The organism is Algoriphagus algorifonticola (genome assembly GCF_007655305.1).
In the GTDB taxonomy this organism is placed as follows: Bacteria; Bacteroidota; Bacteroidia; order Cytophagales; family Cyclobacteriaceae; genus Algoriphagus; species Algoriphagus algorifonticola.
The window spans coordinates 66617-85567 of the sequence record NZ_VLOG01000039.1 but is presented as its reverse complement, the minus strand read 5'-3'; the positions used below and the strand labels follow the sequence as shown (position 1 = coordinate 85567).

At 38.7% G+C, this 18951-nt stretch carries 17 protein-coding genes; 1 reads left to right on the top strand and 16 read right to left on the bottom strand.

The genetic code is table 11. The features are described from left to right. Positions 1-81: 81 nt before the first annotated feature. From FL972_RS08730 to FL972_RS08675, 12 genes are all read right to left on the bottom strand, one after another. Complete coding sequence (locus tag FL972_RS08730) at positions 82-2844, bottom strand: M14 family metallopeptidase (protein ID WP_144604850.1); 2763 nt, start codon at positions 2842-2844, stop codon at positions 82-84. Between the two features lie 140 nt (positions 2845-2984). Beyond that, positions 2985-4277 carry a glutamate-1-semialdehyde 2,1-aminomutase gene (hemL, locus tag FL972_RS08725; protein ID WP_144604848.1) on the bottom strand — a complete coding sequence of 431 codons (1293 nt, stop codon included), beginning with the start codon at positions 4275-4277 and terminating at the stop codon, positions 2985-2987. Next, entirely contained in the window at positions 4274-5926 is a 1653-nt protein-coding gene (locus FL972_RS08720; RefSeq protein WP_144604846.1) for an ABC transporter substrate-binding protein, read from the bottom strand. The genes hemL and FL972_RS08720 overlap by 4 nt, the downstream gene beginning before the upstream one ends. A gap of 137 nt (positions 5927-6063) precedes the next feature. Continuing rightward, positions 6064-7593 (bottom strand): glutamine-hydrolyzing GMP synthase, encoded by a 1530-nt coding sequence (gene guaA, locus FL972_RS08715; RefSeq protein WP_144604844.1) that lies wholly within the window; start codon positions 7591-7593, stop codon positions 6064-6066. 127 nt (positions 7594-7720) lie between these two features. After that, positions 7721-8716, bottom strand: a complete 996-nt coding sequence (locus FL972_RS08710) for a ligase-associated DNA damage response exonuclease (RefSeq protein ID WP_144604842.1) — start codon at positions 8714-8716, stop codon at positions 7721-7723. A gap of 48 nt (positions 8717-8764) precedes the next feature. Continuing rightward, positions 8765-9898, bottom strand: a complete 1134-nt coding sequence (locus tag FL972_RS08705; RefSeq protein ID WP_144604840.1) for a hypothetical protein — start codon at positions 9896-9898, stop codon at positions 8765-8767. A 61-nt stretch (positions 9899-9959) separates the two neighbouring features. Further along, the gene (locus FL972_RS08700) at positions 9960-10589 is read right to left on the bottom strand and encodes a flavin reductase family protein (protein ID WP_144604838.1); all 630 of its coding nucleotides are present in this window, start codon (positions 10587-10589) and stop codon (positions 9960-9962) included. Next, positions 10586-11029, bottom strand: a complete 444-nt coding sequence (locus FL972_RS08695) for a hypothetical protein (protein ID WP_091654201.1) — start codon at positions 11027-11029, stop codon at positions 10586-10588. The genes FL972_RS08700 and FL972_RS08695 overlap by 4 nt, the downstream gene beginning before the upstream one ends. Before the next feature lie 17 nt (positions 11030-11046). After that, complete coding sequence (locus FL972_RS08690; RefSeq protein WP_144604836.1) at positions 11047-11310, bottom strand: hypothetical protein; 264 nt, start codon at positions 11308-11310, stop codon at positions 11047-11049. 69 nt (positions 11311-11379) lie between these two features. After that, positions 11380-12060, bottom strand: a complete 681-nt coding sequence (locus FL972_RS08685) for an SDR family NAD(P)-dependent oxidoreductase (protein ID WP_144604834.1) — start codon at positions 12058-12060, stop codon at positions 11380-11382. Positions 12061-12171: 111 nt separating this feature from the next. Beyond that, positions 12172-12876, bottom strand: coding sequence for a GTP cyclohydrolase I FolE (folE, locus tag FL972_RS08680; protein WP_091654207.1), 705 nt, complete (start codon positions 12874-12876; stop codon positions 12172-12174). Further along, positions 12836-13246 carry a 6-pyruvoyl trahydropterin synthase family protein gene (locus FL972_RS08675; protein ID WP_091654340.1) on the bottom strand — a complete coding sequence of 137 codons (411 nt, stop codon included), beginning with the start codon at positions 13244-13246 and terminating at the stop codon, positions 12836-12838. The genes folE and FL972_RS08675 overlap by 41 nt, the downstream gene beginning before the upstream one ends. 294 nt (positions 13247-13540) lie before the next feature. Here FL972_RS08675 and FL972_RS08670 point away from each other — a divergent pair, with 294 nt between their 5' ends. Further along, a complete protein-coding gene (locus tag FL972_RS08670) occupies positions 13541-14224 on the top strand; it encodes a murein L,D-transpeptidase catalytic domain family protein (RefSeq protein WP_144604832.1) in 684 nt (227 codons plus the stop codon). Here FL972_RS08670 and FL972_RS08665 read toward each other — a convergent pair. Genes FL972_RS08665 through FL972_RS08650 form a run of 4 tightly spaced genes read right to left on the bottom strand, consistent with a single transcriptional unit; the run spans position 14221 to position 18850 of the window. Further along, entirely contained in the window at positions 14221-15888 is a 1668-nt protein-coding gene (locus tag FL972_RS08665) for a L,D-transpeptidase family protein (RefSeq protein ID WP_144604830.1), read from the bottom strand. The genes FL972_RS08670 and FL972_RS08665 overlap by 4 nt on opposite strands. A 10-nt stretch (positions 15889-15898) precedes the next feature. Further along, on the bottom strand, positions 15899-16750 hold the full coding sequence (kdsA, locus tag FL972_RS08660) for a 3-deoxy-8-phosphooctulonate synthase (protein WP_144604828.1): 852 nt from the start codon (positions 16748-16750) through the stop codon (positions 15899-15901). Beyond that, positions 16743-17327 (bottom strand): KdsC family phosphatase, encoded by a 585-nt coding sequence (locus FL972_RS08655; protein WP_144604826.1) that lies wholly within the window; start codon positions 17325-17327, stop codon positions 16743-16745. Before FL972_RS08655 ends, kdsA begins: the two co-directional genes overlap by 8 nt. Further along, positions 17309-18850 carry a bifunctional GNAT family N-acetyltransferase/carbon-nitrogen hydrolase family protein gene (locus tag FL972_RS08650; protein ID WP_144604824.1) on the bottom strand — a complete coding sequence of 514 codons (1542 nt, stop codon included), beginning with the start codon at positions 18848-18850 and terminating at the stop codon, positions 17309-17311. Before FL972_RS08650 ends, FL972_RS08655 begins: the two co-directional genes overlap by 19 nt. Positions 18851-18951: the final 101 nt, after the last annotated feature.

Here is an 18951-nt window from a genome sequence, read left to right as displayed (position 1 = left end):
AGCTAAAACAAGCCTCTAATTTGCTAAAATTCGTCGATCCCTGACTTCCTTTTAAAATCTAATAAAAGGACAAATTGTTCCTTACTGCCCCAAATGATTCCAATTGATTAAGGTATTCCAAACCAAAGGAGCATCATGGTGATTCAGAAAACGATGCAAGGGGTCAAAAGTAAATGCCACTACTCTGCCTTTACCAACCGGCAAATTGAATATTCCTCCATGACCAATGATAGTTTGCTCATTTCGTACCATGCCAGATCTTACATACGGAGCCTGTTTTCCTGCATCTGCTTTCTTTTCAAGGTTTTTGTTGGGATTTTCCATCCCCATTATTGACCCAGTGTAAGGTTCTTCATCTTTTAGAGGTTTGGTTCCATATTGTAGAACCATCAAATCCCTTTTTGCTAAGTCAACTTGGTAAAGTGGGCCATTTCCCTTGAAAATCGAAAACGTTTCTGGATACCCATATAAAATAGGGCTAGATGTATTCTTTGCTTTCACAGTGACCACCGAACCTGGATGAAATAAACCTGAGGCAGTATAAGACTCTAAATCCCTTGTGATTCCAGTTTCAGCTATCATTCTGGTAGAATTATCAATACTGATTACAACTCCACCATTTTCAATGAATTTTTTCAATTGATCAATTCCTACAAATCCAGGTCCTCCAGTCATATCATTGGTTTGATCTGGATATCCATGAGAAGGAAAATCTGCAGTCTTGGTATAAGGCATAGGGCCAAACCTGCTGTCTATTCCATGGATAAAATCCGCAGCTTCTCCCCTAGCTCTTGGGATTAGGATTACATCGAACCGTGAATTTAGGTTTCCTGCTTTGAGATCATCTTTATCAATAGAAGTGTAAGGAATTTCTCTTTGCTCAAAGGTAAACCGGGACCAGCCTTCGTCTTGCGTATTAAACCAAGTATGATAAATAGCAACTCTTGGCAAGCTTACTTTTTGCAGATCAGACTGCTTCGGGGCTGAATTGCTTCTTATTAAATCCAAAGCAAATTTTTTGGTTAACTCTTCAGAATCGGAAGAACTTATTCCCTTGATCATAATAGACCCAGATTTTAAAGTGTCTGATTCGAGGGCAAACTCAGATTTCAATACTTGAATATCCGCGCCACTCTTTTTCTGCTCGATCCAGTAAAGTGCCGGTAAGACATTATTTTGGGCCTTATAGGAAATGTAGTACGTGGAGCCGGAACCTTTAACTTCTCCTTTGTATGCAACATTATTTTCTAGCTTTTTTAAATAAGACACATCAAAATCGATTGAATCTTTTGCATCAACTTCTACTCCGTATAAATAACTCAATGTCCAAGCAATGTCGTCGTAGGGAGGAAACTTTGCATCTTTTGGATAATTCTGTTCTGAAAGAAGCGTCACTGCTAAATTTCTATAAGGCTGATCCAAAAGAATGACATAGTCTTCATTTTCTGCCTGATGAACTTCTATAGCCTGAGCTCTCAATTGATTGACCAAATAAGCTGCCATGGCTGGATCTCGCTGTTCCCTTGGGATCACATAAGCTCTTGGACCTTCGGTCTTCCCTTTACGGATAGAATTTATCCCTTTTTGATAAAAATTCCGCAGTAACTGCTCTCCGTTTTGGGCAGCGTAGGTTAGAGAAGCTAAAACTCCCGCCTGCATATAATTGATATTGTTTCTGGCAGACCAATACACTTTTTCTGTTGGAGGATCAGGCCTGTACCATTCTCTAGTGGTGGCAGGGTCTCCTGCGTATCTTGATTTAGATAAATCCCTCAGATAGGTGTTTGCTCCTGCATTACCAAAAGTTTCATAAAAGCGCCCATTGGAATTATGGTTATTCGCTACCCAAATTCCATATCCGGGCCACCAACCATCATAAAATGCCCAAGTAAACGCTCCAGGCATACCTTGAGCAGCCAAAGTGGTGATATCATGGTTAGCCATAACTTGCCACTCTCCTATAGTCACAGGATCAACTTGTTCATTATAAGGCCCTGTACCGGTTGAAATATAAAGTAAAGGCACTGACTCATGAAGATCCAGCATGACCGTAGGATGCCACTCGTAAAAGATGGAAAATATACCCTTTGTGATAGCCTGGGAAACCTGTAGCCCATCTCTATTATTATCGTGGAATACATATTTACCCCAATAAGGAGCTGATCTTGGAAACCCGTCATCCCACTCGGTTCTGGCTTTGGTATATCTATAATACCAATCCACCAACTTGTCTCTACCGTCTGGCTCAGAGACTGGATTAATTAAAACAATCACATTATCCCGAATTTGCTTGACAGTCCTGTCTTCACTTGTAATCAAACGATAAGCAAGCTCCATCAGCATTTCCGGTGAACCCATTTCGGTAGAATGCATTCCACCATTCAAATAATAGACAGGCTTTGCTTTTTGAAAAATATCTTCCGCTTGGTCGGTAGAGATTTTTCTAGGGTCCGCTAATTGATCTAGGTATTCTTTATAAGTATCCAGACCATCCATACTTTCGTTATTCCCGATCACCACTAGATAGATCGGTCTTCCTTCTTCAGTAGTTTCTACCTGCTGTATGGATAAATGCTCTGATTTTTCTGCCAATAATTGATAATACTGGTAAATGTCAGATGTTCTATGCATGACACCGGGAGCTCCTATTATTTCTCCAAAATGCTTGGAAGGAGATGGAATACTGGGGTGATCTATTACATCTAAAACAGAGGTAGGCAAAAATCTTGTGTCAGTTGTATACTCCCTGATTTTAGCATTGTAAGATTCATCTACCTTTTGTCCATAGCCAGACAAAAAAGGTGAAATGAATATGCATGCCAGAAGAAATGATTTTAGCTTCATGGATTTTTGGGTTGGTGGTAAATAAAATTTCTTGGGGAAGAAGTTAAGGGATTTACGGGAAAGCTTTCCTGAAATTTTCACAAACAGGTCAGCCAATTTATGAGTGGGCATAAAAAAAGGCCGAATTAACGGCCTTTTACTTATGCATGGATTTCCAACATACTTTCTCTATGAGCATCCAGAATTTTTTGAATCAAATCATCTGTCAATGCAGTGGATAGAAATAAGCTCTCAAACTGAGAAGGAGCTAAGTAAACTCCTCTTTTCAGCATAGCTTGGAAGTACTTACCAAAAAGCGCTGTATTTGACTTCTTTGCAGATTCAAAATCAATCACAGGCTCATCAGAAAAGAATAAGGAATACATACTGCCTAAATGATTAACCGTGTAAGAGTAGCCTAATTCAATATTAATCTTCTTTATTCCCTCAGAAATTTTTCTTCCGATTTCATTTAGAGCTCCGTAAATCCCATGATGTGCATTTAAATGCCTCAGCATTGCCAAGCCTGCGGCCATAGCTATGGGGTTTCCTGATAATGTACCTGCTTGATAAACCGGTCCTGCTGGAGAAACATGCTCCATGATTTCTTTCTTGCCACCATAAGCACCTACCGGCATGCCACCGCCGATAATTTTTCCCAGAGTAGTCATATCAGGAGTTACTCCAAATAGTTCTTGCGCACCACCGGGAGCTAATCTAAACCCTGTCATGACCTCATCAAAAATCAAAACGATTCCCTCACGAGTACAAATCTCTCTCAAGCCTTCCAAATAGCCAGGCATAGGAGTAGCCAAGCCCATATTACCTGGAACGGGTTCTAATATCAAGGCCGCAATTTCTCCTTTATTAGCAGCCACCAATTTCTCAATTGCATCCAAAGAATTATAAGGGGCAAGTAGGGTATCTTTTGCAGTTCCTTTGGTAACGCCCGGTGAATCCGGATTTCCCATAGTAATTGCGCCAGAACCGGCAGAAATCAAAAATGAATCTCCATGTCCATGATAATGCCCTTCCATTTTGATAAACTTATCACGACCTGTATACCCCCTAGCCAGACGAATTGCAGACATGGTTGCTTCAGTTCCAGAATTAACCATCCTCACTTTCTCTACCGAAGGAACCATGCTGATAATCAGTTCGGCAATTTCAATTTCTCTAGCGGTAGGAGCCCCGAATGAGGTTCCATTTTCCATAGCCTTGATTACTGCTTCTCTGATCAAGGCATGGTTATGCCCAATGATCATTGGCCCCCAGCTATTAATCAACTCTATATATTTATTGTCATCTTCATCAAAGATAAAAGCTCCATCGGCTCTTTTGATGAAAATAGGATCACCTCCCACTGCACGAAATGCACGGACAGGTGAGTTTACTCCACCTGGAATAAAATTTTGGGCATGGGCAAAAAGCCGCTTGCTTTCAGAAATATTCATTGATTTGTTAAAGGTTTCAATTCACCGTATTCAAAACCGAATACAGGTACATAATTATTTGAATTGCTGTTCAGAAAATTAAATCCCCAGGTTATGTTTCCTTGTTGAAACTGCTGTTGATTCAAGCTCCTTCTAAGATCAAACCCAAAGCTTGGGCTTAAGTTGGAGGAAAGCCAAAATATAAGCTCCTTCCCCAAAACAGCGTTCATAGAAGGGAAGACCAAATTTTTATTATAAAAATCCGTTTTAAACGCAATCATTGCCTCTTTATCCAAAGCTGGAGAATTATTGGAGATAAAGTAGAAATTCGGATCCTCCAACATCTCAAAATTCGCAAAATTGAAACCAAGCCAGGAATCCATTACCAAAATAGGTAAAGAGGTTGTTACTGATTCTATCAAGGAAAGTGTAGACTGGGCTATGGCAGGATCATCGGTCAGCATTATAACCTGATCTACCTTCAAATTGGCACTATCTCTTCCAGGCCTTACTCCTAAATCAGCAAGAAAACTAGCTGCATTTCTGGAATTCAAAGGTTGGGAATCCACTATTCTAAACCCTTCTTTTGTTAGTTTTTCCTTCAGAAAGGCATTCATTTTTTCATCCCTTGAGCTATTGCTGTACCCAATGGCCACTCTTTTACCCCACCTTTGAAATTTCAGATTTTGAACAATTCCATCTACTATATTCTCAGCAGAGGGCCTGAATAAATAGCTATACTGCTTATCCTGAAATCTTTCCCCCAGATTGGAAAGAGGATGGATGAAAGGAATCCTGGCATTTTCTGCAAAGGCGCTCACTAAATCAGATTCCTCCAAGTAAATAGGTCCAACTATTACGTCGGCACGTTTTACTGCAGGTTCTTTCAGTATATTCTGCAAGTGATTTAAATCTCGCTTAGAATCAAAGGAAATCAAATTCACTCTTTTACCTTCTCTTTTAAGTTGATTCACACCAAACCGAATCCCTTCAAATAATTCATAGGTAAATGATGATGGAGAAATTTCTCCAGTCCTGCCATCAGTAAAAGGAAGAATTACCACAATATCCAAAACCTCATCTTTGATTTTAGATGAACCACTTAATTCTCCTATTCCCTGAAGCTCATAATACAGTGCTCTTTCTTCTGAAGAAAGTACCGATTTGTTATTTAAAACGGTACTTAAAGCTGCTGTGTAGCCGGATAATTCCTGAAACTCTCTCAAATTTCTAATCAAGAAATCAGGGCTTTGCTTGATTAGAAATTCATAAATTAAATTCTGAGCTTTTCTTTTGATCTCATCATTTTGAAGCTGGCTAACTTCCTTCAGCCCCTGCTGAGCCTGACTATTTTGAAAGTATGCTGTTGCTAAAAGGTATTTAGCCTCCTCGGCTTTATTCCAATTTCGGGATGCAACAGGCTCAAGAAAATCTATGGCCTGATTAGGCTGATTAGCACCCAAAGCAGCCTGAGCTCCGTGAAATGCTGCGTAATTGGCCAGATTCCCATATTTTTCAACAGAAACAAATTCCTTAAAAGAATTCATGGCCTCCCAATAGGACCCGGAATTTAATTGAACTTGGGCTCGTCTATAATTCTCAGGTAAATTCTGAGACCAAGCCAAAATACTAATGAAAAAAACTGCTAGGAAAAGGAAGGATTTTCTCATGAATCAAGGGTATGAATCAAACTGAATAGACAAATTTAAGCCATTATTTCCAAACCCAAAGTTTGGACCATAATAGATTATAAAAGCAAAACCCGAAGACAAAGCCTCGGGTTTTAACATTTATTGATTTTTTAAAATTATTCCCACTCGATTGTTGCTGGTGGTTTGGAAGAAATATCATAGACTACTCTATTCACACCTTTTACACGGTTGATGATTTCGTTGGACATTTTTCCCAAAAACTCATAAGGTAAATGAATCCAATCCGCAGTCATGCCATCTACAGAACCTACTGCTCTCAAAGCTACCACTCTTTCATAGGTACGCTCATCCCCCATCACTCCTACAGACTGAATAGGAAGAAGTATTGCACCAGCCTGCCAAACCTGATCATATAAGCCATGATTTTTCAAGCCTTGAATAAAAATATGATCAACCTCTTGCAAGGTTTTTACCTTTTCGGCAGTAATATCTCCCAAGATTCGAATAGCTAAACCCGGACCTGGGAAAGGATGTCTTCCAATTATTTTCTCTGGAATCTCCAAAGCTCTTCCCACTTCTCTAACTTCATCTTTGAATAAGGTATTCAAAGGCTCAACAACGGATAGCTTCATGAAGTCTGGAAGCCCTCCTACATTGTGGTGAGATTTAATGGTAGCAGACGGACCTTTGACGGACACTGACTCAATGACATCGGGATAGATCGTACCTTGCCCCAGCCATTTTACTCCGTCAATTTTGTGAGCCTCATCGTCAAATACTTCAATGAAGACTCTTCCGATTGCTTTTCTTTTGGCTTCAGGATCGGTCAATCCAGCCAAGGCATCATAAAATCTTTGCTTGGAATCAACACCTATCACATTCAGCCCCATGTCTTTGTAGGACTCTAGTACTTCTTCGAACTCATTCTTTCGAAGCAATCCATTATCCACAAATACGCAGGTAAGCTGGTCACCAATTGCCCTGTGAATCAAAGTGGCAGCAACTGATGAATCCACACCACCAGATAAGCCCATCACTACCTTATCTGATCCGATTTTGGATTTCAAATCTTCAATAGTAGCATCAATAAACACATCAGAGGTCCAATCCTGAGCACATCCGCAAATAGAAACAACGAAGTTTCTTAGAAGATTTTTTCCTTCTGTAGAGTGTGTTACTTCAGGGTGGAACTGTATCCCGTAGGTTTTTTCTCCTTCAATCTTAAATGCTGCAACTTCCACAGAAGAAGTACTGGCAATAACTTTAAAACCTTCAGGTAATTTTTTGATGGTATCTCCATGAGACATCCAAACAGTAGAACCGTGAGTCATTTCTTTCAGAAGATCATGGTGTAGATCAATATGATCCAGATTGGCTCTTCCGTACTCACGAATCGTGGAAGGAAGCACTTCTCCCCCATATTTATGCGCTAAAAGCTGTGAACCATAACAAACTCCCAAAATTGGAAGCTTACCTCTCAAGCTATCCAAATCCAAATCAGGAGCTCCTTCATCTCTTACGCTACAAGGAGAGCCGGATAGAATAATTCCCTTGATATCATCATTGATCTCAGGAACATTATTAAAAGGATGAATTTCACAATAAACATTCAGTTCTCGAACTCTTCGGGCGATGAGTTGGGTGTACTGAGAACCGAAATCGAGGATCAAAATTTGTTCTGCCATGCGCAAAGGTAAGCAGGTTGAACGGTTTGCTGAAATACGGCAAAGAAAATTTGGTAACAGTTTTAAAGAATCTTACAACCAATTATTTAAAACCCTTAATTATCAGACATTTAAGCCCTTTCTTTTATCAAGAATCCTCTTCTTCCCCAAATAAGGTTTTTAACTCAACTGCGTTTATTCCCTTTTCTTCCTGAAGATATTTCCCAAATACAGCTGTGGAACCATGAGTTAAATAGACTTTTTCAGCTTCAGTAGAAGTAATTGCCTGTATCAATCCCTCCCAGTCAGCATGATCTGATAAAACAAATCCCCTATCGGCTGCTCTCCTTCTTCTTGTGCCTCTAATAGCCATCCAGCCTGAACAAATCCCTGTCCTATAGGGCGAAAATTTTCGCATCCAGGGAGTTCCCATGGCCGATGGTGGAGCTATAATCAAAGCCCCTTTGTATTTACTTTTTGGAATTTCTTGAGTGACTTTTGGGACATCCCAAAGGGAAATGCCATTTGCCAATAAAGCTTGGTTGGTGTTCCAGACTGCTCCATGAACGAAAACTTCACCAATGTCAGGATTCAGGTTTTGCAATATTCTTTGAGCCTTTCCTAAAGAATAAGCAAATAGAACGGAATTTCGGCCTTCGGCTGCATTTTCTTTCCACCAAGAATTGATTTGATTGAAAATCTCTTTTTGACTTTCCCATTTATAAATCGGGAGCCCGAACGTGCACTCTGATACAAATTCATGGCACTTAACAGGCTCAAATGCAGCTGATAGTCCATCATCTTCCACTTTGTAATCACCGCTGACTACTGCTATGCGTCCTTTGTGTTCCAGCCTAATTTGAGCTGATCCGGGAATATGTCCAGCAGGATGAAAAGAAACTTTTACCCCATTGATTAAAAGTTCATCTCCGTATTCGAGAGTTTGAAGATTGATGTCTTCACCCAGCCTCAATTTCATAACCTCTGCAGAGTGATGATGAGCTAAGTAAGCCCTCATACCCCAACGAGAATGGTCTGAATGCGCATGAGTAATGAGCGCTTTATCAACAGGCCTCCAAGGATCAATAAATACTTGGGCGGGAGGACAATATAAACCGGATTCTGTAAGCTCTAGCAAATTCAATGGGAAAGGGATCTTTGATTAATTTAAGCCATAAAACCCCAATATTGTTTATTTCAACTCATAAAAGTAAAAAGTCTGAAAATCTCTTTCTTCAGCATTCGGGTCTTCACCAAATTTGGCATTAACTGAATAGAGTAACTCTTTTTTTGCTTGCAACTTAATCGGCCACTCTCCTTCCCAAAGCTTTTTATCATCCTTAAAAATCTGGTATATAGGCGTTTTATATTTTTCTTCTACGCTCATATACTTTTCATCCCCAACTACTCTCCTATCTAAAGCATCAACTTCTTCATCCGGAGTCCCTTTTAAGTACCATGTAATTAAGTATTCATTAGAAATAGTAAAATCACTGAACGTTGAACCTCGGAGTTCTTCAAATATAGCCCCAAAATTATCTCCTGGACTGGGTTTGATTACTTTAAAATCCTTTCCTGGTTTTAATTCCAAAGAATCTACTAAGATTAACTCAGGAAATTGATAAATGTAAACTTTTGGCGTCATTAAAAATTGAAGATAAAGCAGGTCATCTTTAATAAGGGAATTAGCCTCATAAGAAAAATAACCTCCGGGAAATTGAAGAAAATTGACGGATGATGGGATGGGTGCCTCGAAAAGAACATTTCCTTTTAGATCTAATGTCTTCAAAAAATCATATTGACCCACCAGAGGACCGTCTTTGGAAAATATTTTATCAGAATCATCTTGAATGTAACCAAACTTATATTGATAAGCATCACTAATCAATAAACTTGGTGTGTTACCCAAAAATCTAGTATATACTGTCACGTTTGGAACTCTTGCCTCAAGTAAATTAAAATCTAGGTCATAAATATAGGTGCCCGCATAGGTTTCAATTAGAATTTGGTTTTCACTCATAAATTGAGCCGCTGTAAAATACTTGGATTTATAACTATCAGGCCCGTCCTGAGCTCGATTAGCAACCTTGAGAATATTACCTGAATTGTCTGTTAGGATAAATTCATTGCTTTTAAAATCGAATAACAAAAATTTCTGAGCATCATCAGAATAATCCAGTAAAGTTGGAACGACCAAGCGATCTATGCGCATACTGTCCACCAGCACCAATTTGGGCACATACTGTTTCGAATTTTTGTCGGATTGTTTTTGACTGCAGGAGATTAGAACTAATACTGAGATAAATACGAAAAAGGAATATTTCATAAAAATACTTTTTCCTAAAACTATCAAATACTTTTAAAAAGGAAAATCCTCTTTCGAGGATTTAAATTTCTTGTGGAAGTTTGTCAGGTTTGGCGTAACTAAGTCTACTCAGCTTTTCACCAACATAATACTCATCAAGGCCTGTAACCGTCACAGATTCCAATATATTTAGATCAAGAGATCCATCTTGCCTTAGCCCTTTTTCTTCCACGTAAATGTGATCTATAGAAGCTATCAGTAAAACAGTTTCATTAATTTTTAACGTTTGTGTCTCAACTAATGAACAGCCCAATTTAAGAGGACTCTTTTTAACAAAAGGGGCATAGAATTGCTCCAAATATTCCTCTTCAAGCCCAGTTTTTTCAAATTCAGAACCCGCCCATCTAGCCGAGGTCCAGTGAGCTTCTTTGTAAAATTCTGGGGTAACATGATTGAGAGTAAACACCTCTGTATCCAGAATATTTTCCAGCGTATCTCTTTGAACAGTATGAGGCCTAAAGAGAATCCCCACCAATGGAGGAGATGCACCTATATGAAAAACCTGAGAAAAAGGAGCCAAATTATTGATTCCTGATTTACTCTTTGTACCAATTAGGTTTAGGCTTTTATATCCTGAAAGGCAATTGATAAGGTTTCTTCTGAAAAACGAATCTGATTCCAGAATATCCTCTTTGCTGAAATGCTTGATCATTTTTTAATTGCCTCTTCAATGGTATCACAATATTTGATATCCAATTGATCAATAATATTATCCGGATAGGTTTCCAAAATCTGATTTTTAGCTATTTGAACCATTTTTTCAAACCACTTTTCATCTGGAAGGATTTTACGATGGGTTTTCACACCATATGCTAACATATCTTTCTTCCAATGAATGAAATACCATTCCATTGTAGGTTGATGAAAGGCTCTCAGTGATCTCTTGTCGAAAATGAATTTTTCGTACTTACCTGCTTTAACTATCTCCCCTATTTGATTGAAAGTTTCCTTGAAATCTTCAATGGGTATATAGTCCGCAAGTAATTCACAAATCACAATTCCTTTGTCAGGATTAATTAAAACGCGTGCATACTTTTCTTCAAAAGCCAATTCAAAATCTCGCGTTTCTGATGGATATAAGGTGTCGTTCATGGCAAGATGGTGAGGGATTAATAGACTGTATTTTTACGCTTGGTTTCAGATTGATTGACTTCGTCTTTGAATTGCTCCAAGCGAACTTCTAGGTTTGAGGCATATTCGAGAGTAGTCCGCATCATGTCCTGCTGAGACCTAATTTGCTCTTTCAGCCTCGCAAGCTCTTGATTAACTTCTGCAAGCTTATTCTCATAGTCTTTCTTTAGCCTTTCTTTTTCGAGTTGGGCTTTCCTCAATTCTTCCTTAAACAATAGGAATGATTCAGGTGGAGTCTTCATATTCACAGCTCGTTCTTCTCGGGACCGTACCCTAAGTAATGACAAAATTCTATTGAAATTGTTTAAAGTTTATTTAAGATTGGACATTCCTCCATCCAAATGTACTATCTGACCTGTCATCCAGGAACTTTCCTCAGACAGCAAAAATACTGCAGCATTAGCAATGTCTTCCGGAGTACCATATCTACCGATAGGATGTCTTTTATTACTTGCTTCTTTTTTATCATCAGATGACAACAATACATTTGCCAATGGGGTGTCTGTCAAAGATGGAGCTATAGCATTTACTCGAATCTTTGAAGGAGCCCATTCGGCCGCCAACGATCTTGTCAGCCCTTCTACAGCACCTTTTGCTGCTGCAATACCGGCATGAAAACCCATACCAGTCTGAACTGCAACCGTGCTAAACATTACAACTGAAGGCGAATCAGACTTTTTCAAAGCCTTCATAGAAGCTTGCAAAACTTTAACTGCTCCCAAAAAATTAATGTCTAATTCTTTTTGGAAATCACTTATGCTAATTCTATGAAAAGGCTTCAGATTTATAGTGCCTGGACAATAAACCAAACCATCAATAACATCAGGTGAATCTGGTAACTGGTCAAAATCTTCGGTGATGTCCAATTCAGTAGTTCCATCCCCACTTTTGGAATACAAATAGAGATTTGCACCTCTTGATTTTAATGATTCTGAAATAGCTTTTCCAATTCCTGAGTTTCCTCCGATGATAATAATATTTTTTCCTTGCATAACATGTTTGGTTTCATGTATAAAAGCATTTGATGAAGGAATTTGTTTTGGGAAAAACAAAAAAAACCGAGCTTTTGCCCGGTTTTTAAAGTTGGTTTAGTAGGATATATTTTACTTTTCTAAACTGATATACTTCAGAAATTCATTTCTAGCCTGTTCGTCTCTTTCAAACTTACCTGAATAAAAGGAAGTAACGGTTGAGCTGTTGGTATCATTAACACCTCTTGAACTAACACACATATGATATGCATCCATGATAATAGCTACATCTTCAGTGCCTAAAACTTCTTTCAGCTCGTTACCAATTTGCATGGTCAGTCTTTCTTGAACCTGAGGCCTTTTAGCAAAATACTGTACTATTCTATTAATTTTGGAAAGACCGATCACATTTCCATTAGAAATGTAAGCCACATGAGCCTTACCATAGATAGGAACGAAATGATGTTCGCAATGAGAATGAAACGTGATATCTTTTTCTACCAACATTTCATTGTATTTGTATTTGTTTTCAAAAAGTTTTGCAGCTGGCTTATTCTTTGGATTCAAACCTGCGAAAACCTCCTTCACATACATTTTGGCCACCCGATGAGGAGTACCTTTCAAACTATCATCTGTGAGATCTAACCCCAAAATGTTCATGATTTCACGGAAATGCTTTTCAATCAATTCCACTTTTAAATCATCATCCATTTCGAAAGCATCCTCTCTCAAAGGAGTTTCTAAAGAAGTTCCAACATGCTCTTCACCGATTTCCTCAAATGAAGCCCGGGACAGATTAATTCCCATCGTATTCAACAAAGTTTCTTTCTGTTTCATAAAGTCGAATCGTTAATTCGAATTTCCGATCAATTTTTTCCCTCAAAATATTCCAAATAACCACTGCAATATTTTCAGCGGAAGGGTTGAGATTTTTGAATTCATCGGTATCCAAGTTTAGGTTTTTGTGGTCAAATTTATTTAATACGTGCTTTTTGATAAGATCGCTAAGCACTTTCATGTCATAAACGTATCCTGTATCAGGATCAACTTCTCCCCTGAGTTTTACTATCAAATCATAATTGTGTCCGTGGTAATTGGGATTATTGCATTTACCAAAAACAGCTTGGTTTTTTTCAGGTGACCAGGCAGGATTGTTAAGCCTGTGCGCGGCGTTAAAGTGCTCTTTGCGGAATACGGTTACTTTCATTACTTCTCTGAACAGCAGTTCAATTATTTTTGTTTAATTTTTATTTAAATTCTTTAAACAGAAATTTCAAACTCCTGCTGTTCAATCATTTATTTTTTGCGTTCGGCAAAATTAACCATTTATCAAATTCAGAAGTAAGAAATAGAAATTTTAACCGTAAAAGGAACAAAAGTCCACTTTATTTTAGTTCCTTAACGTGGACGGTCGCTCATCACCCAGATTAGCCAAGTCCTTGATAATCAAATAATATCCTAGTTAAATATTTGGCTTGGCTTTTGTAAAGAAGGAAAAACTATGACCCTACCTACCATAATTCACACGCTAATAAGCTTTACTTTAACAGCAAATATCATACACACACCTACTACACCCAACCTCTCTAAACTATCTGAAAGTGAAAAAATTTATCAACTGATAGTTGATGATGCAGCTTTGGTTCCATCCAAAGAAATTTTTGACCTTGCTATGAATGGGTGGGAAAAGGTTGAGCATAATTTGGAAAATCCTGTTTTGACAATTATTGATTTCAGCCTCCCATCTACCGAGAAAAGACTTTGGGTAATCGATATGGAAAAATCAGAAATCTTAATCAACACAGTTGTATCACACGGTAGAAATTCCGGTCAATTGATGGCTGAATCTTTTTCCAATAAACCCGAATCTTATAAGAGCAGCTTGGGATTTTTTAAAACAGCGGAGACTTATTTTGGGAAGCATGGCTATTCTTTGAGAATCGATGGACTGGAACAGGGGATCAATGATCAAGCACGAAACAGAGCTATAGTCATCCATGGTGCAGATTATGCAAAAGAGGAATTTGCAAAAGCTACAGGACGATTAGGAAGAAGCTTAGGCTGTCCAGCACTCCCCCCTGATATCAGTAAACAAGCAATAGACCTTATAAAAGAAGGATCATTAATGTTCGTGTTCGGCAAAGCTCCTGACTACTTAGAAAATTCCGAACTAGTTCAACCTTAAAAAGATCTAAGGGCTACTAAAATCTCAGCATCACGCTGATAGATATCTGATCTGAAATGCCCCTTTCCATTTGAGTCCGCCCAGAAAGTAAGGTAAACCAAGATAACCGGTATCTTTTTGTCAAGGTTTACAATTTGTTCTCTAGGCTGATTCATTGCTTTTTCAATTTTTTGTAAATCCCAATCTTGATTGTTTTTTAATAGCAATTGTGCTAGTTGGGTGGGATTTTTCAACCTGATACAACCATGCGAGAGCGCTCGCTCTTCCTTTTCAAATAAGTTTCTCGTAGGAGTATCATGAATATACACGCTGTACTTGTTCGGAAACATAAACTTAACTAGTCCAAGCGAATTATTTTGCCCTGGCTTTTGCCTAATCAAGTATGGAAAGGACTTGGTGCTAAAATCTACAGTAGAAGGATCTACATATTTCCCTGATCGGGTAATCACCTCCATATTATTTCTAGTTAAATAAGAAGGATTTTTTCTAATGGCAGGAAGGGTTTCATTCCGCATAATGGAATAAGGAATATTCCAATATGGACTGAAAACAATATAACTCATCTGAGCTGAAAAGACTGGAGACTGATGATAAGGCTGACCTACAATCACTTTTTCAGAAAACAGGGTATCCTGATTATCAATATAGTCCAATTCAAAATTGGCAATATTGACCAAAATAAAGGTGGAATTTTGAATAGTATCCGGAAGCCACCTCAACCTTTCCAAGTTTACTGAAGCTTTATCGATCAAACTTTTTGGAGATTGATTAAGAGCCTCTAAAGTCATTTTACCTAAGATTCCATCTACTTCAAGTCCATTGTCTTCCTGATATCTTTTTACCGCTTCAAAAAGAAGAGAGTCATAGAGTTTTGACGATTTATCAGCAACAGTAGATCCGACAAGATATTCCCAGAAAATCAATCTATCTCGTAAAGCGGGAATAGCAGAATTTGTCTCACCAAATTTAATTGATTTGTTTTCTTTGACTGGTTTCCAATCCAAAGAATCATTTTTCGCAATGGATTCGAGATTTCTGACTACCTCTCTGCCCTTTCGATAGATTTCAAATTTAGGATAAACAGACTGGATCACTGGCCGAATTTCCTTTCTCATAAGAGCAGTATGCAGTAATTCTATATAGTCTAATTGCTTTTGAATAGGCTCAATTCCCCAGTTACTTTTCAAGGACGATGGGTCTACTTTTCCAACTTCCAAATGAGTAACCAGCTTGAAAAACGCATCAGTTAAAAGCAAATCAAAATCTGCCAAATCACTGAAATCATTCGCATTTTTCTTCTTTTTATTACTTTCAAAAGCTTCGAAGAAGGTCTGAATTAATTTCAAATTATACTCTTCAGGGTTTAGCCCATCATATTTTGACTGGATGATCTCGTAGCGCATCTCATAAGCAAACTCTGTCAATTCCCCATTGAAAGACCAAACTGGGTTAAACTCTCTTGCTCCGTAAAAAGTATGAATTTCACTGGATGTCAATAATGGCAAGCCCCTCACTTCCAATTTTCTTTGGGGTTGATCGGTCTCCAGGATAAATCTGATCTTATCAGCAACCTCCTTTTGACTGGCGAAAGCCGAGCAAACTCCTGAGAATAAAAAAACCGCAATCAAAAAGAAGCGGTTTATATAGTGGCTATTAGCTTTCATAAATTTTGAGTTATTCTTCGACCTTAAAATCCTGGTATTTTCTTCCCAAAGCCCAAGACTCTTTCAACATAGTCAAAAAATTCCCCATTTTGGCTAAAGGAATCAAATTTGGTCCGTCACTCAATGCCTTTGCTGGTTCTGGGTGGGTTTCAATAAAGAAGCCATCTATTCCAGTTGCGGCCGCTGCTCTCGCTAAAACCGGAGCAAACTCTCTTTGACCTCCGCTGCTTCCGCCTTGGCCTCCAGGTTGTTGAACTGAGTGGGTAATATCAAATACCACAGGAGCAAATTGCCGCATGATCGGAAGACCTCTCATATCTACAACCAGATTATGATATCCCAATGAGAACCCACGCTCGGTCAAACAGACATTTTCATTTCCGACAGATCTTACTTTCTTGACTGCATACTGCATGTCTTCAGGAGCCATAAACTGACCTCTCTTAATTTTTACAGCCTTTCCGGTCTCTGCTGCAGCCAGAAGTAAATCTGTTTGCCTACATAAGAAAGCCGGAATCTGAAGCACGTCTACTACTTCGGCCACTTCAGCTGCCTGATAACTTTCATGAATATCCGTTACCAAGGGCACATCCAAAGCTTTACCTACCCGCTGCAAAACCTCCAAAGATTTATCCATTCCTATGCTTCGGAAAGAATTGGAAGAGGTTCTATTTGCTTTGTCAAATGAGGCTTTGAAAACATAGTGAAAGCCATTTTCCTCAGCCCAGGCCTTCACCTTCGTGCCAATTTCCAAACAAATATCATAGCTTTCCACGGCACAAGGGCCAGAGAAAAGGACAGGTTTATCGGAACCTAAAACAATTCCCTCTCTGATTTTCATGGTGCTTGTGGTTCTATTCATCTTCTTTTGCTTTTACGATATGATTTTCAATCAAAGGAATCAATTTGCCTTTGGAATGTAATATTAAGTCTGCTACTTCTCTGAAAACACCTTTGCCTCCAGCAGCAAGGGTGACATAATTCACTTGAGGTTTGACATATGCCAGTGCATCTGCTGGAGCCACTGAAAATCCAATTTTACTTAAAATAGGCAGGTCAATCAGGTCATCTCCAATATAGGCGACCTCATGCAGTTCTATTTCCAGCGTTTCCAGGATTTCGCTCAGTTTTTTCCATTTATCTTTTACACCATGATAATGAAAATCAAAACGCAATTCCTCGCATCTATTCTCCACTACCTTGGATGAGCGACCTGTAATTGCACCCACCATAATGCGGTTTTTTCTCAAATGCTGTACAATCAAGCCATCTTTGACATTGTATTTCTTATACTCTGTACCTAAGTCATCATAGATGATCCCACCGTCGGTCAGCACACCATCTACATCAGTAATCAGTAATTTGATAGCCGATGCTTTTTGCAAAACCTCCTCTGAAATCCCGGAAAAGAGTTGATTGATTATTTCTTCTGTTTCCATTGTATAGAGTATAGGTCTAGTCTTCGTTGTTCTAAGTTTCTTACGCTTCCAGCTTTTCTTTGCTTGGTCAAAAGATCTAAGTCCACATCCGCGACAATTGTAGTTTCTGCATTTTCAGATGCCTGGGCTACGATAGAATCATGTGGAAAAGAGAAATCTGAAGGGGAATATATAGCAGCCTGTGAGTATTGGATATCCATGTTTTCTACTTTTGGAAGGTTACCCACCGACCCTGTGATCGCTACATAGCATTCGTTTTCGATTGCTCTTGATCTTGCGCAGGTATTTACTCTAAGGAAGGCATTTTTTGTATCCGTCCAGAAAGGGACAAATAAAATATCCATGTTTTGCTCTGCAAGAATTCTCCCTAGTTCAGGAAATTCCACATCATAACAAATTAGAATTCCAACCCTTCCTGCATCTGTATCAAACACATTGATTCCATTTCCTCCCTGAAGTCCCCAGTAAGCTGCTTCATCTGGTGTAATGTGAAGTTTGTATTGCTTGGCATGCGTTCCATCTCTCCTACACAGGTAACTTACATTTCGAAGTCTCTTGCCATCATATTCCGGCATGGATCCAGCAATGATGTTCACGTTGTAAGAAACCGCCAAATCACTCATTCTACTTACAATCTCTTCCGTGTAGTCTGCCAAATTTCGGATTGCTTCTGAGGCATCCATATCGTTGAACTCAGCCAATAGCGGAGCATTGAAGAATTCAGGAAGCAGGCAAAAATCCGATTTATATCCGGAAACAGTATCCACGAAAAATTCAACCTGCTGCATCAGATCATCCACATTGGAAAATCTTCTCATTTTCCACTGAACCAAGCCTAGACGAACTATGGACTTTTTATTTCCGATGAGCTTTTCGTCTTTTTCGTAATAAATATTGATCCATTCCAATAAAGTAGCATAAGCTCTGGAATCTATATCTTCTGGAAGATATTTCGTAATCACCTTCCTCACGTGAAATTCATTGGCCAATTGAAAGGAAAGTACTGAATCGAAAATCTCCTTATTTTTTACCAAATCAATGTACTTTCGAGGAGTCATTTCATCGGCATAATTAGTATAACCGGGAATCCTTCCACCAGCAATGATAGAGCGGAGATTCAGGTTTTCGCAAAGCTCTTTACGGGCATCATAAAGTCTACGCCCCAATCTCATACCACGATATTCTTGATGAACGAATACATCTGTACCATATAGCGTATCTCCCTCATCATCATGAGTATCAAATTTACCGTAACCGGTGATTTGATCGTAAGTATGGTTATCCCCAAATTGAGAATAATCAACAATTATACTGAGAGCAGCAGCGACTACCTTTCCATTATCTTCAATACAAATCTGACCTTCAGGAAAAACCTTCAGCTGGTTCTTCAATTCCTGACGGGTCCAGGCCATGCCTTTGTCTTTGTATATCGATACCATGATATCACGGATATCATCGAAATCGGAAAGCTTAATATTTCGGAGTTTTAATCGGTGCTCGAGTTCTTCTCTGTGTTTACTCATGTTACAAAATTAACTAAAATCAATCGATAATTTCAGATGGGGAAAATTTCCAACCTATAAACAAAATAAAATATGGATTTTTTAATCCAGCTAAAATTACT